The organism is Streptomyces sp. NPDC053079, from assembly GCF_044546695.1.
In the GTDB taxonomy this organism is placed as follows: Bacteria; Actinomycetota; Actinomycetes; order Streptomycetales; family Streptomycetaceae; genus Streptomyces.
The window spans coordinates 397,169-411,777 of record NZ_JBITZJ010000006.1 but is presented as its reverse complement, the minus strand read 5'-3'; the positions used below and the strand labels follow the sequence as shown (position 1 = coordinate 411,777).

Here is a 14,609-nt window from a genome sequence, read left to right as displayed (position 1 = left end):
CCCGGTAGGCTTTCCGTGTGATCTTCAAGCGCATCGGAAACGGGCGGCCGTACCCCGACCACGGCCGGGAAAGCACCCGCCAGTGGGCGGATGTTGCCCCTCGCCCGGTACGCCTGGACCAGTTGGTGACCACCAAGCAGCAGCTCGACCTCGAGACGCTGCTCGCGGAGGACTCGACGTTCTACGGCGACCTCTTCGCCCATGTCGTGAAGTGGCGGGGCGACCTCTACCTCGAGGACGGCCTGCACCGCGCGGTGCGCGCGGCCCTCCAGCAGCGCCAGGTGCTGCACGCGCGCGTCCTCGAGCTGGACTGAGCCCGGCCGGGCGTCCGCCGCGGACCCCGCCATCCGTACGGCTATTGACCCTTTTGGGTAGGGGTCCGCGCAACCCATTGATCATCTAGTAGGCAGCGGCTCCCCTCAGCACTACGCTGCGCTCATGAGCATGCTCACCCCTCCCGGCATGGGTGGTAAGTACCGCATCACGGGCAATCGCTTCCCGCACATGCGTCGCCCTCCGAACCGCCGCAGGATCGTGCTCGTCGGCGCCGCCACGGCCGTCGTGCTCGGGCTGGCCGGATGGGGGACCCTCCAACTCGTCGAGGTCTTCTCGGGCGGCGCGGAGAAACCCCAGGCGGCGGCGCAGCAGCAGCGGGGGAAGAAGAAGGACGGCGACTGCAAGAGCGCCGACGACGACACGCAGACCGCCGGGCGCACGGCCCCCAAGGCGCCGCCCAAGCCCGGTGACATCACCGTCAACGTCTACAACGCCACGCCGCGCGGCGGCCTCGCCAAGATCACGGCGGACGAGCTGGCACGGCGCGGCTTCAAGATCGGCAAGGTCGGCAACGCCCAGGAGGACTACGACAAGAAGGTCGACGGCCCGGGGATCCTGCTGGGCAACCGCGACGCCCTCGACGGGGCCCTGAAGGTGCTCGGCACCCAGCTGGGGGGCACCGAGACCAAGGGCGACGACCGGGAGGGCCAGGACGTGGACCTCGTCCTCGGCACGGCGTACAAGGCGCTGACGCCGAAGGAGGAGGCCGACCGGGCGATGGCCGCTCTCGTGGAGCGGCCCCGGCCCGTGCCGTCCGCCACGAAGTGCTGAAAAGGCCCGCCCCGGTGGGGCGGGCCTTCGGGTCGTACGGGCCGGCGGCGGCCGGCCCCTGGGGCGCTACTAGCCCGCGCAGCCGTACATGCGGTCGCCCGCGTCGCCGAGGCCCGGGACGATGTAGCCCTGCTCGTTGAGGCGCTCGTCCACCGACGCGGTGACGACGGTGACCGGCGCGCCCTCGAGCTCGCGCTGCATGACCTCGACGCCCTCGGGCGCCGCCAGCAGGCAGAGCGCGGTGACGTCGTCCGCGCCGCGCGCGATGAGCTCGTTGATCGCGGCGACGAGCGTGCCGCCCGTGGCCAGCATCGGGTCCAGGACGTACACCTGGCGGCCCGAGAGGTCGTCGGGCATGCGCGTCGCGTACGTCTCCGCCTTGAGGGTCTCCTCGTTGCGGATCATGCCCAGGAACCCGACCTCCGCCGTCGGCAGCAGCCGGACCATGCCGTCGAGCATGCCGAGGCCGGCGCGCAGGATCGGCACGACCAGCGGGCGGGGGTGGGACAGCTTGACGCCGGTGGTCGCCGTGACCGGGGACTCGATGTCCACCTGCTCGGTGCGCACATCGCGCGTGGCCTCGTACGCGAGCAGGGTGACCAGCTCGTCGCACAGGCGCCGGAAGGTGGGGGAGTCGGTGCGCTTGTCGCGCAGCGTGGTGAGTTTGTGCGCCACCAGCGGGTGGTCGACGACGTGGATCCGCATGACATCGACATTAACCGAGCTTCAAGGCTCGAGCGCCCGCCCGGTGCCTCCCGGCGGTCCATGAGCAGTCTGTCGCCGCCCTGGCATCAAACCACCACTTGGGGGGAAAGTGGGCACGTACGCCCGGTCTGTCGCCGGGCGAGGACCTCGGCACGAGGTGGTGCTGCCCATGGCCGGCCATGACAGGCGGGCATCCGGACCGGCTGCCCGGACGCCCCGCGAGAGCGCGGATACCCGCAAAGCCACGGAGACCGAAGAGCGCCGCAGACGGGCGGAGCCCGGCCGCCGGCAGGAGCCGCGCCGCCGGGAGAGGCCCCAGCGGGCGGCGGAGTCCATAGAGCCGGAACCGGACGCGGAGAGCGCCGAGGACCGCCGCCGGCGGCGGGCGCAGTTCCTCCGTGAGCTGAACGAGGCGAAGGAGCTGCGCGACCGGGTGCAGCCGCGCCGGGCCCGGGCGGCCCGGATGCGCCAGCAGATGAGGATGCGGACCTTCCGCTGGTGACGCGTGGGGGCGGGCGGCACCCGTCGCGGCAGGCCGACGGCGGTGCCGGCGGGTGCCCGTACGGACCCCACGTGAGCGACATCTCTTCGGACTGCTGCACGACGCAGCGCGGAAGACCTCTCGCAACGCTCCGGTTTCTGCCACGATTCCGAGTGGGCGGGGTGGTCCCCGTCCAACCCGGCACCGCCTATGACCAGTGGGAGAGTCACGGTGTACTTCGCCGCATTGCTCGCGCGCACCGAAGACGGGTGGGAAGCGAGCGACACAGAACTCGACAACGTGGAAACCCTGACCGATCTCGCCGACCTCGCCCGTGAGCACTCGGTGGACGACGACACGGTCCTGGCCCTCATCGAGCAGGAGGACAGCTGGTTCGCCGTCGTCCGGGTCGACGGCGAGGACGACCCCCGCGTCTACGTCTCCGACGCCGTCGCCGCGAGCCGCAGCTCGTACGGGGCGATGCTCGTCGACGAGCTGATCGGCCGCGAGGAGGACGGGGGCGACGAGCTGGACACCCTCGACCTCGACGGCACGGAGGACGGCGAGCCGGAGGAGCCGGAGGACGACGGGGCCGCCGCCGAGCGGGTCCCCGCCGGGCCGCTGGGCGACACGGCGCTGCTCGGCGACCTGGACGTGAGCGAGAAGGAGCTGCTGGCGCTCAACCGCGACGCGCTCAGCACCATCACCGACCGCCTCGGCTGCCCGGACGTCCTGGAGGCCGTCCGCTGACGGCCCCCGGGCCGCCTTCGCCCACACTGGTGCCATGAACGAAGCCGTCCCCACCAGCACCCACGACCCCGTACGCGATCCGTGGCGCGACCCCATGCGGGCCGCGCTGGAGGAGGCCGTACGGGCCCCCGGGACCGGCGACGTGCCGGTGGGCGCCGTGGTGCTGGCGCCGGACGGCTCCGTCATCGGCCGCGGTCGCAACGAGCGCGAGGCCACCGGCGACCCCACCGGCCACGCGGAGGTCCTCGCCATCCGCGAGGCCGCGCGGGCCGTCGGCGAGTGGCGCCTGACGGGCTGCACGCTGGTGGTCACGCTGGAGCCCTGCACGATGTGCGCGGGCGCCATCGTCCTCTCCCGCCTGGACCGCGTCGTCTACGGCGCGGTCGACGAGAAGGCCGGCGCGGCCGGCTCCCTGTGGGACGTCGTCCGCGACCGCCGCCTCAACCACCGCCCGGAGGTCGTCTCCGGCGTCCTCGCCGACGAGTGCGCAGGCCTCCTCACGCGCTTCTTCCGCGCCCGCTGAGCCCGGTTTGACGAGCGTCACACCGCTTCGCCCCGGAACCGATTTCAGAGCACGGCCCACCGTCCGCTAAGCTCTCTCTCGGTAGCGTGTCCGAGCGGCCTAAGGAGCACGCCTCGAAAGCGTGTGTGGGGGCAACTCCACCGTGGGTTCAAATCCCACCGCTACCGCCAGCAGCACCCCTCCGATCCGCCTCTGCGGAACGGAGGGGTGTTTTGCGTTGCGCGTGCGCCCCCGGGGATCGAATCCGGTCGAGTAATGGTCCGGACCTGGGGGCGGCGGGTCCAAACGACAGCACGACCCGACCCCGCCGGTACTACTTACATACATGTCACAGGCATACGCACCGAGTTGGTTGATCTTCGCACCACCCCGTGCGCTCAGGAATTCGATCATTTCAGGACTGCCCGCAAAGAATGGCTCCTTGTAGCCGGGGCGGACCCGACCGGACGATCGGTCCTCGTCACCCCCGCGGTCGCTTTCCGCGGGGACGCTCGTCGAGGAGGACCACGTGAACGATCGCCTCAGTCTCAGCCCCGATGCCGCACGGCAGTTGGCCACCACCACCAAGACCACCCCGCAGATGCGCGGGATCACGCCGCGGTACGTGCTGCGGGCCCTGCCCTGGGTGGACGTCGAATCCGGCGTCTACCGGGTGAACCGGCGACGGACGTTCATCCTCGGCGACGACCGGATCAGCTGCTACAACGAGGGCGGCAGCCACCGCGTCGTACCGGAGGACCTGCGGGAGCTGCCGTTCCTGCGCGAGGCCGGGGACGGGTTACTCGCCGAGCTGGCGGGCGCCTTCACGGAGGTGCCGTTCGAGGCCGGGCAGGTCATCGCCGACGAGGGCGCGGCCTGCGACAAGCTCTGGGTGATCGTCGTCGGGCGGGCCGAGAAGCGGATGACCGGGCGGTACGGGGAGGACGCGCTGCTGGAGGTGGTCGGCGACGGCCAGTTCTTCTGTCTGGACTCCTGGGCCCGATGTCAGCCCTTGCCGTTCCGGGTCAAGGCGCTCACCCCGGGCCTCGCCCTGACCGTCGAGCGCGCCACGCTGGACGCCCTGGCCGACCGGGACGAGAACCTGCGGGCCGCGCTCGACGCGCACATCGCCGGCGACGGGCCGGTGCCCGGCTCCGAGGCACCGGTGGACCTCGCCGCCGGGCACGTCGGCGAGATCGACCTGCCGGGGACGTACGTCGAGTACGAGGACACGCCCCGCGAGTACCACATGAGCCTCGCCCAGACCGTGCTGCGCGTCCACACCCGGGTCTCCGACCTGTACAACGCGCCCATGGACCAGACCCGGGTCCAGGCCGACCTCACCATCCAGGCGCTGCGCGAGCGCCAGGAGTCGCTGATCCTCAACCACCCCGAGTTCGGGCTGTTCAACAACGTCGCCCCCGGCCAGCGCGTCCAGCCGCGCACGGGCGCGCCGACGCCGGACGACCTGGACGAGCTGCTGTCCCGCGTGTGGAAGCAGCCCGGCTACTTCCTCGCCCATCCCAAGGCCATCGCCGCCTTCGGCCGCGAGTGCACGCGCCGCGGCGTGCCGCCGGTGGTGGACACCCGCTTCGGCAGCCCGCTGCTGACGTGGCGCGGGGTGCCGCTGCTGCCCTCCGACAAGGTGCGGTTCACCGGCTCGGGCGGCGCCGGGCTCACCGAGATCCTGCTGATGCGCGTGGGCGAGGCGGAGCAGGGCGTGATCGGGCTGCGCCCGGCGGGCGTGCCGGACGAGGTGGAGCCGGGCCTGTCGATGCGCAACATGGGCACGGACCGCAAGGCCATCACCTCGTACCTGCTGACGGCGTACTTCAACGCCGCGGTCCTCGTCGAGGACGCCGTCGCCGTCCTGCAGAACGTCGAGGTGTCCAAGTTCCATGACTATTCCTGACGTTCGGCCGTACGGGCACGGGGCACCGGAGACAGCCGCCCGCACCACACCGCCGTCCACCACACCGCCCCGCGCGGGCGGCGGCTTCGACCCCGAGACGGCCCGGCGCGACATTCCCGTCCTGCACCGCACCGTCAACGGCCATCCGCTCGTCTGGCTGGACAACGGCGCCACCACGCAGAAGCCGCGCCAGGTCATCGAGGCCCTCACCGCCTACTACAGCGCGGCGAACTCCAACATCCACCGTGGCGCCCACACGATGGCCCGCGAGGCCACCGAGACGTACGAGGCGGGGCGCCAGGCGGTCGCCGACCTGCTCGGCGCCGGCACCCCGGACAGCGTCGTCTTCACGCGAGGCACCACCGAGGCCATCAACCTCGTCGCCCAGACCTGGGGGCGCGCCAACATCGGCCCCGGCGACGAGATCCTGGTCCCGGTGCTGGAACACCACTCGGACATCGTCCCGTGGCAGATGCTGGCCAAGGAGAAGCGCGCCCGGCTCGTGCCGGTCCCGCTCCTGCCGGACGGCAGCATCGACCAGGAGGCCTTCGCGCACCTGCTGTCCTTCCGCACCCAGCTCGTGGCGATCAGCCACGCGTCGAACGTGCTGGGCACCGTCCCGCCCGTCAGGGAGATGACGGCGCTCGCGCACCGGTACGGGGCGAAGGTCCTGGTCGACGGGGCGCAGGCGGTGGCCCACTTCCCCGTGGACGTCCAGGAGCTGGACGCGGACTTCTACGTCTTCTCCGGGCACAAGCTGTTCGCCCCCACGGGCATCGGCGCGCTGTACGGAAAGCCGGAGGTACTGGCCGGGATGCCGCCGTGGCAGGGCGGCGGCAACATGATCGACCAGGTCGACTTCACGGGCAGTACGTACGCGCCCGTCCCGCACCGCTTCGAGGCCGGCACCGGTCACATCTCCGGGGTGGCCGGGCTGCTGGCCGCGATCAACTGGCTGACCGGCTTCGACCGTGACGCCGTCGCCGCGTACGAGAACGGGCTGCTGGCCTACGCCGAACAGGCCATGTCCGTACTCCCGGGGCTGCGGCTTCTCGGCTCGGCGCCTGGGAAGATCGCGGTGCTGACCTTCACCCTGGCCGGCCACGACCCGATGGAGATCGCCCACTGGCTCGACCAGGACGGCATCGCCGTCCGCGCCGGGCACCACTGCGCCCAGCCCTCGCTGCGCCACTACGGCGTGGAGAGCGCGGCGCGCGCCTCCCTCGCCCTCTACAACACCGCGGAGGAGGTGGACCAGCTGGTGGCGTCCCTGCGCCGGATGCAGGAACAGCGGCCGGCGCAGACCGCCCGTCAGCCGTGAGCCGGGCCCGGGCCGCACCGCCGCGCTTCCGGTGCGGTCCGGGCATCCGACGGTATTGTTCGTATCAGCTCTGAAATGACCGAAATGGGCTGAAATGAACACTACGCACGGCGAGGAGCGTCTCCGGTTCCATGTGCTCGGCCCGGTGCGGGCCGAGCGGGACGGCAGACCGCTGCGGCTCGGCTCCCCGCAGCAGCGGGCCGCGCTCGCGCTCCTCCTCCTGCGCGGCGGCCGGTCCGTCACGGCCTCCGAGCTCGTCGAGGGCCTGTGGGGCGACGACCCGCCGCAGGGCGCGGCGGGCACGGTGCACAGCTACGTCTCCCGGCTGCGCACCGAGCTCGAGCCGGATCGCCCGCCCGGGGAGCCCGCCCGGCTGCTGGTCTCCTCCCCCAGCGGCTACTCCGCACAGGTCCCGGCCGCCACGCTCGACGCCACCGTCTTCGAACAGCATCTGACGGCCGCTCTGGCCGCCCGCGACGCGGGCGACGTCGCCGGGGCGTACGAACGGCTGAGCGCCGCCCTCGCCCTCTGGGAGGGCACTCCCCTGGCCGCGCTGCCCGGCCCGTACGCGACGCGCGAGCGCGAACGGCTCACCGACCTGGGCGCCCTCGCCCGCGAGGAGTTCTTCGGCTGCGCCCTCGCCCTGGGCCGGGACACCGACGCGGTGAGCGAACTGCGCTCCCTGGTCACCGAACACCCCTTGCGCGAACGGGCCCGGGCCCTGCTGATGGTCGCCCTGCACCGCGCCGGGCGGCAGGGGGAGGCGCTGGCGGTCTTCGACGACGCCAAGCGCCTGCTGGCCGCGGAGCGCCGCGGCGCCCCGGGGCCGGAACTCACCCGCATGCACCAACAGGTGCTGGCCGGCGACCCCACCCTGTCGGCGGCGCCCACCGCGCCCACGACCGGGGCCACGACCACCACCAGGACCGCGACCGGGCCCGACCGGCTGCCGCCCGCCGTCGCCGGCTTCACCGACCGCGAGGACCTCGTCGCCGAGGTCCGCTCCGCGCTCATCACCGGCGACGGCCGGCCCGTGGGCGTGGCCGTCCTGACCGGGCCCGGCGGCGCCGGCAAGAGCGCGCTGGCCGTCCACGTCGCCCGCGCCGTACGGGCCGCCTACCCCGGCGGCCGCTTCCACCTCGACCTGCGCGGCACCGGCGACGCGCCCGTGACCGGCGACGCGGCCCTGGCCCGGCTGCTGGCCACGCTCGGCGTCGCCGACAGCGACCTGCCGGAAGGACCGGCGCGGCAGGCCGCGCTCTTCCGCTCCCTGACCGCCGAGCGCCGCGTGCTCCTGCTGCTCGACGACGCGCGGGACGCCGCGCAGGTGCTCCCGCTGCTGCCCGCCGCGCCGGGGTCCGCGGTGCTGGTCACCACCCGGTCGGCGGAGCTCGACGTGCCGGGCGCCCGGCACGTCGCCGTGGAGGCGATGGAGGAGAAGGAGGCCCTCGCCATGCTGGAGGCGGTCGCCGGGGCGACCGGCGCGGGCGCCGCCGCGACGTCGGCGCGCGCGGTGGTCACCGCCTGCGGGCGGCTGCCGCTCGCCCTGCGCCTCGCGGGGGCCCGGCTCGCCGAGGCGTCCTGGACGCCGGCCGACCTCGCCGCCCGGCTCCACGACGAACGGCACCGGCTGGAGCAGCTCCACGCCGCCGACCTCGACGCCGAGTGCGCCTTCCGTGTCGCCTACGACGCCCTCGACCCCGAAACCGCCCGCGCCGCCCGCCTCCTGGCCCAGCCCGACGCCACCGACCTCGACGCCGAGTGCGCCGCGGCCGTCCTCGACGTCCCCGAACCGGCGCCCGCGGACGCCGGCGCGCACGCCGCGGACGTCACCGCCCGCCTCGCCGCCGCCGGCCTGCTGGAGGGCCTGGGCGAGGGCCGGTACCGCTGTCACGACCTGCTCAAGGAGTTCGCCCGGCGGCAGAGCGAACGCACCGACAGCCCGCCCGTACGCGACGCGGCACTGCTGCGCCTGCTCGACCTCCACCTGGCCACCGCCGTCACCGCGTTGCGCCGCATCCGCCCCGACAGCCCCGAACCCCGCCACCTGCACCACGACCTGGCGACCACGGGCCGCCCCCTCGCCGACGCGGACGCCGCCCGCGCCTGGCTGCGGGACGCGCACCCGGACCTCTCCGACGCCGTGCGCCAGGCCCTCGCCCTGGACGTCCCCGACGCGCTGCGGCCCGCCGTGGACCTGCTGACCGTCTGGGGCCGGCTGACCGCGGGCACCCCACGCCACCAGGACCTCGGCCCGCTCGCCGGACAGGCGCTGGAACGGGCGCGGCAGCACGCGGACGACGCGAGCGCCGCCCGGGCGCTGCGGCTGATCGCCGCCCCGCGCTACGGAACCGACACCTACGAACGCGCCGAGCGCGACCTGCGGGCGAGCCTGCGCCTGGCCGAAGCGGCCGCCGACGCGTACGTCCTGACCACGGCCTCCCACGAACTGGGCGTCGTCCTGCTGGCCCTGGGCCGGCCCGAGGAAGCCCTGCCGCAGCTCGTCCGGGCCGAGGAGGGCTTCCGCCAGGAGGGCGCGACGAGTTACGCCCTGGAGGCGCTGGCCCACACGGCCCGCGCGTACATCGCCCTGCGCCGGGCGGACGAGGCCATCACGGCCGTCAACGACGCCGCCGTGCGGGCCAGAGAGCTGGGCCACGGACCGACGCTGGCCCTGGTCCTCCACGAGGCGGGCCTCGTCCACCTGCGGGCCGACCGCTCGGCGACGGCCGCGGACCGGCTGCGGGAGGCGCTGGGCGCGGAGGGCGTCGAGCCCCGTCTGGAGGCCCTGCTGTGGGCGCGCCTGGCCCGGTGCCGGCTGGAGACGCGCCAGCACCGCGAGGCCGTGGGCGCGGCCGACCGGGCGCTGGCGATGGAGGCCGGCCTGGGCGACGCGTACTGCCGCGGCCTGGCCCTGGCCGCCCGCGGCCGCGCCCAGCTGGCACTCGGCGAACCACGACTCGCGCTGGGCTCCCTGCGCGAGGCCCACGACACCCTGAAGCGCCGCGGCGCCGCGGAGGCGGCAGAGGTGGAACGACTGCTGGACGAGGAGTTCCCCCACCACCGCGAGCCGGCCGGCTGAGCGGACGAGGGCGGGACGCACTCACCCGGCCACGACGCCGTACGGGCCACCGCCCCGACGAAATGCACGGACGCCCCGTGGCACCAGGCATACGCCTGCCACCCGGACACGAACGGTCCGCGCCCGGCGGAACACGGCCCGCCCGGTCGCGACGCGACACGGGCCACCGCCCCGGCGAGGCGCACGGACGACTCCCGACACCGGTCATACGGCCGGGCCCTGACGCGGCGTGAGCCCGTCCGGGCACGCCGCACGCCCGGTTCGAGCAGGGCGTAAGCCCGTACGGGCACCGCGCACGCCCGGTTCAGGCAGGGCGCGAGCCCGTCACGCTGCCCACGGCCGTCGGCGGGAACTCGTCCAGCCAGGCGAACGCCGGCTCGACGCCGGCGATCCGGATCACCTTCGAGACCATCGCCCCGCCCCGCACGACGCGCAGCCGCGCCCCGCCGCGCAGCGCCCGGGCACGCGCCCGCAGCAGCAGCCGCACGCCGCTCGCGTCCAGAAACGTCACTCCGCGCAGGTCGATGACGAGATCTCCCAGGCACCGCCCCGCCAGCGCCTCCACGCGCGGGCCCAGCACCTGCTCCGCCAAGATGTCGAGCTCCCCCAGCAGTTCCATGACCACCGCTCCCCCCACCACGCGCTCCCGCATGGTGAAGGCGAGCTCGTGCACGCCCATGGCGAACCTCACCGCCCTCCCACATCGGGCACACCGTGTGCCTTTCTGGTGCCCCGGCAGTGGGCCGATTTCACCTCGGCCGCCCACCCGTCTCCCGGACATCGCCGCCGGGGCCGCCGACCGGGCCCCGGGCGTGCGGGGCCTGCACGAAAGCCCCGGCTCCGTCACCCGTGCGCGGTGTCGGAGCCGGGGCTTCCGGCAAACGCAGGACGAGGGAGACGGCGTCGGGGGGACAAGCCGTCTCCCCCGACGAGGACACGGGCTCCAAGTCCGGGCCGCGGTCGGGGGGAAGACGCGGCCGGACCCCGCAGTGAGGTCCGTATCCCTGGCCCGCAGGATTCCTGCCAGATCCGCGGGCGCACGTCCATCCTCCGCCCCCGCGCGGGCCCGCCGGGCAGGCGAAGGGCCCGCTTTGCAGGGTCTTAAGTCCTTAAAGATGACGTGAGGGGTGTGAATCCCTCCACACCGCGCACCCCACCCCCGCCGGCCCCGGACACGCCGACTCCGACCATTCGCACGCACGCACGGTTAGACTCTCGCGACCGCACTCGGGACAGCAGGGGAGTGAGTGCCTCATGGTGCAGACAAAGAAGGTCGTTCTCTGGGCCCTCGGCATCTTCGTGGCGTACACGATCATCCACTCCCCCGCACGGTCGGCCGAGCTCGTCCAGATAGGGTTCGAGGGGATCTCGGACGCCGCCAAGAACGTCGGCGAGTTCATGACCCAGCTGATCAGCTGACCGGCCGCAGCAGCCGGCCCGGCGGCGAAGACCGGCGAGAGCCGAAGAGCGGAGAAGGCAGCCAGTGATCCGTCACCTCGTCCTGTTCAAGCTCAACGAGGGCGTCGAGCGCGACGACCCCCGCGTCGTCGCCGGTGTGCGGGCGTTCGAGGAGCTGGGTGCGCTCATCCCCGATCTGCGCTCCTGGGAGTGCGGCTGGAACATCTCGGACCGGCCCATCGCCTATGACTACGCCATCAACTCCTCCGTCGAGGACACCGACGCGCTGCGCCGTTACCTGGAGCACCCGGCCCACCAGGCAGGCGTCGGCCAGTGGCGCGAATTCGCGACCTGGGTGATCGCCGACTACCCGTTCTGAGCCGGCCCGGCCGCACGGCGACGGCCGGTCCGCCGCACGCCTCTCCTCCCCTCACCACCTCGGTGAGGGGAATTTTTTGTCGTCAACACGGAGTTATGCGGTGCTTGCACACAGTGCACATGTCTTGTGATGCTATGACCGCTTTTGCCGGATGAGTTGATCGAAAATGACCACAAAGGGGTGGTGACCGTGCCGGCCCGTACAGCGCCCGAAGCCCCCCTCCGGCGCGACAATTCCGCCGACGAACCGGACCGGAGCGACGACATCGCCGAACCCGGCCCCGCCGACCACACCGAGACCGGCACCGTGCAGGGCCCCCGGGCCCGCGAGAGCCGCGGGGCCGACGCCCGGGCCCTGACACAGGTGCTCTTCAAGGAGTTCGCCTCCCTGGAGCCCGGCACGCCCGAGCACGCCCGCGTGCGCGCCGCCCTGATCGAAGCCAACCTCCCCCTCGTGCGGTACGCCGCGGCGCGTTTTCGCAGTCGCAATGAGCCGATGGAGGACGTGGTCCAGGTCGGCACCATCGGACTCATCAACGCCATCGACCGTTTCGACCCCGACCGCGGGGTGCAGTTCCCCACCTTCGCCATGCCGACCGTCGTCGGGGAGATCAAGCGCTACTTCCGCGACAACGTCCGCACCGTGCACGTCCCGCGCCGCCTCCACGAGCTGTGGGTGCAGGTCAACGGCGCCACCGAGGACCTGACGGTGCTGCACGGCCGGTCCCCGACGACCGCCGAGATCGCCGACCGGCTGAAGATCGCCGAGGACGAGGTGCTCGCCTGCATCGAGGCGGGCCGCTCGTACCACGCCACGTCCCTGGAGGCGGCACAGGAGGGCGACGGCCTGCCCGGCCTGCTGGACCGGCTCGGCTACGAGGACCCCGCGCTGGCGGGGGTCGAGCACCGCGACCTCGTACGTCACCTGCTCGTACAGCTGCCGGAGCGCGAACAACGCATCCTTCTACTGCGCTACTACAGCAACCTGACGCAGTCGCAGATCAGCGCCGAGCTGGGGGTGTCGCAGATGCATGTGTCCCGGCTACTCTCACGGAGCTTCGCCCGGCTGAGGTCCGCAAATCGAATCGACGCCTAACCCTCCCGGGTGACCCCTGCCCTGATGTCATGGGGAAGATATGTCGACTTGACGCTACAGCGTGTTGCCGACATGTGACATTCTGCAGGAACTGCGTTTGCCACAGCGCAGCCTCCGGTATTCAGGTGGAGGCTGAACGCCCTCACCCGAGGGAGTTGCTGTGACCCGTCCGCGACCTCAAGGGGGTGGCATGTCCGTAGACCTGGGCAGCGCGAAGGTGCTCGCCAACGACGCACCGCACGCCGTGCTCGACGACTGCGAAGCCATCGACACCCGCACCCTCTCCCGCTCCCTCTTCCTGCGGCTCGCCACGCTCGAGCGGGACAGCGCCGAGCGTACGTACGTCCGCGACACCCTCATCGAACTCAACCTCCCCCTCGTGCGGTACGCGGCCGCCCGCTTCCGCAGCCGCAACGAACCGATGGAGGACATCGTCCAGGTCGGCACGATCGGCCTGATCAAGGCGATCGACCGCTTCGACTGCGAACGCGGGGTCGAATTCCCGACGTTCGCGATGCCGACCGTCGTCGGTGAGATCAAACGCTTCTTCCGCGACACCAGCTGGTCCGTGCGCGTGCCGCGCCGCCTCCAGGAGCTACGGCTCGCCCTCACCAAGGCCAGCGACGAGCTCGCACAGAAGCTCGACCGCTCCCCGACCGTCCCCGAACTCGCCCTCTGCCTGGGCGTGTCCGAGGAGGACGTGGTCGACGGCCTGGCGGTCGGCAACGCCTACACCGCCAGCTCGCTGGACTCCCCCTCCCCCGAGGACGACGGCGGCGAGGGCTCCCTGGCCGACCGGCTCGGCTACGAGGACACGGCGCTGGAGGGCGTGGAGTACCGCGAGTCGCTCAAGCCGCTGCTGGCCAAGCTGCCCCCGCGCGAGCGCCAGATCATCATGCTGCGCTTCTTCGCCAACATGACGCAGTCCCAGATCGGCGAGGAGGTCGGCATCTCCCAGATGCACGTCTCCCGGCTGCTGACACGCACGCTCGCACAGCTGCGCGAGGGACTCATCGCCGACTGACGCGCTCCGGCCCGGACATATGTACAGCTGACGCACCGTCAGCCACACTGGGCCGATGCGACGGATGACGCTCGTCTCCGCTTCGGCCACGGCGCTCTGCCTCTGTCTGGGGGCGGCGCTCACCGGCTGCGGCGGCAGCGATCGCGACGGCTATGTCGCCACGGGGGCCGCCGGGCCCGGCGCGTCCCGGCCGGCGGACCGGGCCGTGCCGCCGAAGGGCGGCGTGGAGCTCGTACCGCTGGACGGCGCTCCGTCCGCACCGGCGCGTTCACCCGGACGTTCACCTGCACCGACACGGAGCGGGAGCCCCGCTCCCGCACACCCCGGCCCCGGAACGGCCACCGGCAGCCCGGGTGGCACGCGTACGACGCGCACTCCCCACGACATACGGCCCCTCCCCGCCACGAGCGGGGCCACGGGACCCTCGGGCATCAGCGGCGGTACGACACCCACCCGCACGCCGCGCCCCTCAAGCCCCTCGCGCCCCGCACCTCCGGGGCCCACGGGCCCGACCGGCCCCGGCACCCCGGCCCCGGCGCCCGCCTCGCTCGACGTCGGCGAACCGCGCCGCGAGCCCGGCACGGACCGCTGGTGCGAGCAGGTCACCCTCACGTTCACCAACTCCGGCGGCAGCCCCGTCACCGGCGGCACCGTCACCCTGGGCACGCACGTCATCGGCGCGTTCGGCACGGACTGGGCCACACTCACGTCCACCCACCCGCTCCCGGCGCCGATCGACCCGGGGCGGTCGGTGGAGCAGTCCTTCCCGGTGTGCGTCGACGCCTGGCGCGTCCTGCCGGGAATGCGCATCGAGACGCGCGACGTCTCGGTGGACTGGGTCTGAGCCGACCGG

At 73.0% G+C, this 14,609-nt stretch carries 15 protein-coding genes and 1 tRNA gene; 14 read left to right on the top strand and 2 right to left on the bottom strand.

Features of this window, described 5'->3' with window-relative positions; translation table 11 throughout:
- Positions 1 to 17: 17 nt before the first annotated feature.
- Both ACIGXW_RS24170 and ACIGXW_RS24165 read left to right on the top strand, forming a co-directional pair.
- Positions 18 to 314 carry a type II toxin-antitoxin system VapB family antitoxin gene (locus ACIGXW_RS24170; RefSeq protein ID WP_004929488.1) on the top strand — a complete coding sequence of 99 codons (297 nt, stop codon included), beginning with the start codon at positions 18 to 20 and terminating at the stop codon, positions 312 to 314.
- A 124-nt stretch (positions 315 to 438) separates the two neighbouring features.
- Positions 439 to 1,107, top strand: a complete 669-nt coding sequence (locus ACIGXW_RS24165) for a LytR C-terminal domain-containing protein (RefSeq protein ID WP_071964867.1) — start codon at positions 439 to 441, stop codon at positions 1,105 to 1,107.
- A gap of 69 nt (positions 1,108 to 1,176) precedes the next feature.
- Here ACIGXW_RS24165 and upp read toward each other — a convergent pair whose 3' ends face one another.
- On the bottom strand, positions 1,177 to 1,812 hold the full coding sequence (gene upp / locus ACIGXW_RS24160; protein ID WP_071964866.1) for a uracil phosphoribosyltransferase: 636 nt from the start codon (positions 1,810 to 1,812) through the stop codon (positions 1,177 to 1,179).
- 169 nt (positions 1,813 to 1,981) lie between these two features.
- On the opposite strand from upp, the gene ACIGXW_RS24155 reads away from it, so the two are divergent.
- The 7 genes from ACIGXW_RS24155 to ACIGXW_RS24125 all read left to right on the top strand — a co-directional run bounded on the left by ACIGXW_RS24155 (position 1,982) and on the right by ACIGXW_RS24125 (position 9,860).
- The gene (locus ACIGXW_RS24155; RefSeq protein WP_143170329.1) at positions 1,982 to 2,314 is read left to right on the top strand and encodes a hypothetical protein; all 333 of its coding nucleotides are present in this window, start codon (positions 1,982 to 1,984) and stop codon (positions 2,312 to 2,314) included.
- Positions 2,315 to 2,524: 210 nt separating this feature from the next.
- Positions 2,525 to 3,043, top strand: coding sequence for a hypothetical protein (locus ACIGXW_RS24150; protein WP_399575121.1), 519 nt, complete (start codon positions 2,525 to 2,527; stop codon positions 3,041 to 3,043).
- A 34-nt stretch (positions 3,044 to 3,077) separates the two neighbouring features.
- The gene (tadA, locus tag ACIGXW_RS24145) at positions 3,078 to 3,566 is read left to right on the top strand and encodes a tRNA adenosine(34) deaminase TadA (RefSeq protein WP_399574959.1); all 489 of its coding nucleotides are present in this window, start codon (positions 3,078 to 3,080) and stop codon (positions 3,564 to 3,566) included.
- Positions 3,567 to 3,646: 80 nt separating this feature from the next.
- Positions 3,647 to 3,736, top strand: a tRNA-Ser gene (locus ACIGXW_RS24140).
- Positions 3,737 to 4,074: 338 nt separating this feature from the next.
- Entirely contained in the window at positions 4,075 to 5,457 is a 1,383-nt protein-coding gene (locus ACIGXW_RS24135) for a family 2B encapsulin nanocompartment shell protein (RefSeq protein ID WP_071964862.1), read from the top strand.
- On the top strand, positions 5,444 to 6,778 hold the full coding sequence (locus ACIGXW_RS24130) for a SufS family cysteine desulfurase (protein WP_399574958.1): 1,335 nt from the start codon (positions 5,444 to 5,446) through the stop codon (positions 6,776 to 6,778). The genes ACIGXW_RS24135 and ACIGXW_RS24130 overlap by 14 nt, the downstream gene beginning before the upstream one ends.
- Positions 6,779 to 6,872: 94 nt before the next feature.
- Entirely contained in the window at positions 6,873 to 9,860 is a 2,988-nt protein-coding gene (locus ACIGXW_RS24125; RefSeq protein ID WP_399574957.1) for a BTAD domain-containing putative transcriptional regulator, read from the top strand.
- A 304-nt stretch (positions 9,861 to 10,164) separates the two neighbouring features.
- Here the strand turns inward: ACIGXW_RS24125 and ACIGXW_RS24120 are convergent, their stop codons facing one another.
- Positions 10,165 to 10,539, bottom strand: coding sequence for an STAS domain-containing protein (locus ACIGXW_RS24120; protein ID WP_071964872.1), 375 nt, complete (start codon positions 10,537 to 10,539; stop codon positions 10,165 to 10,167).
- Between the two features lie 575 nt (positions 10,540 to 11,114).
- Between ACIGXW_RS24120 and ACIGXW_RS24115 the strand changes: the two genes are divergently transcribed.
- The 5 genes from ACIGXW_RS24115 to ACIGXW_RS24095 all read left to right on the top strand — a co-directional run bounded on the left by ACIGXW_RS24115 (position 11,115) and on the right by ACIGXW_RS24095 (position 14,600).
- Positions 11,115 to 11,279, top strand: a complete 165-nt coding sequence (locus ACIGXW_RS24115; protein WP_360917282.1) for a hypothetical protein — start codon at positions 11,115 to 11,117, stop codon at positions 11,277 to 11,279.
- A 64-nt stretch (positions 11,280 to 11,343) separates the two neighbouring features.
- Positions 11,344 to 11,637: a Dabb family protein gene (locus ACIGXW_RS24110; protein ID WP_360917284.1), complete on the top strand. Its 294-nt coding sequence runs from the start codon at positions 11,344 to 11,346 to the stop codon at positions 11,635 to 11,637.
- A 306-nt stretch (positions 11,638 to 11,943) separates the two neighbouring features.
- Positions 11,944 to 12,732 carry an RNA polymerase sigma factor SigF gene (locus tag ACIGXW_RS24105; protein ID WP_360917350.1) on the top strand — a complete coding sequence of 263 codons (789 nt, stop codon included), beginning with the start codon at positions 11,944 to 11,946 and terminating at the stop codon, positions 12,730 to 12,732.
- Positions 12,733 to 12,922: 190 nt separating this feature from the next.
- The gene (locus ACIGXW_RS24100; protein WP_071964858.1) at positions 12,923 to 13,756 is read left to right on the top strand and encodes an RNA polymerase sigma factor SigF; all 834 of its coding nucleotides are present in this window, start codon (positions 12,923 to 12,925) and stop codon (positions 13,754 to 13,756) included.
- Between the two features lie 55 nt (positions 13,757 to 13,811).
- Complete coding sequence (locus ACIGXW_RS24095; protein ID WP_071964856.1) at positions 13,812 to 14,600, top strand: hypothetical protein; 789 nt, start codon at positions 13,812 to 13,814, stop codon at positions 14,598 to 14,600.
- Positions 14,601 to 14,609 lie beyond the last annotated feature (9 nt).

Excerpts from the sequence above, each read along its gene's own strand:
- ACIGXW_RS24165 (WP_071964867.1), top strand. The coding sequence starts at position 439 with ATGAGCATGCTCACCCCTCCCGGCATGGGTGGTAAGTACCGCATCACG.
- upp (WP_071964866.1), bottom strand. The coding sequence starts at position 1,812 with ATGCGGATCCACGTCGTCGACCACCCGCTGGTGGCGCACAAACTCACC.
- ACIGXW_RS24155 (WP_143170329.1), top strand. The coding sequence starts at position 1,982 with ATGGCCGGCCATGACAGGCGGGCATCCGGACCGGCTGCCCGGACGCCC.
- tadA (WP_399574959.1), top strand. The coding sequence starts at position 3,078 with ATGAACGAAGCCGTCCCCACCAGCACCCACGACCCCGTACGCGATCCG.
- ACIGXW_RS24130 (WP_399574958.1), top strand. The coding sequence starts at position 5,444 with ATGACTATTCCTGACGTTCGGCCGTACGGGCACGGGGCACCGGAGACA.
- ACIGXW_RS24125 (WP_399574957.1), top strand. The coding sequence starts at position 6,873 with ATGAACACTACGCACGGCGAGGAGCGTCTCCGGTTCCATGTGCTCGGC.
- ACIGXW_RS24120 (WP_071964872.1), bottom strand. The coding sequence starts at position 10,539 with ATGGGCGTGCACGAGCTCGCCTTCACCATGCGGGAGCGCGTGGTGGGG.
- ACIGXW_RS24115 (WP_360917282.1), top strand. The coding sequence starts at position 11,115 with ATGGTGCAGACAAAGAAGGTCGTTCTCTGGGCCCTCGGCATCTTCGTG.
- ACIGXW_RS24100 (WP_071964858.1), top strand. The coding sequence starts at position 12,923 with ATGTCCGTAGACCTGGGCAGCGCGAAGGTGCTCGCCAACGACGCACCG.
- ACIGXW_RS24095 (WP_071964856.1), top strand. The coding sequence starts at position 13,812 with ATGCGACGGATGACGCTCGTCTCCGCTTCGGCCACGGCGCTCTGCCTC.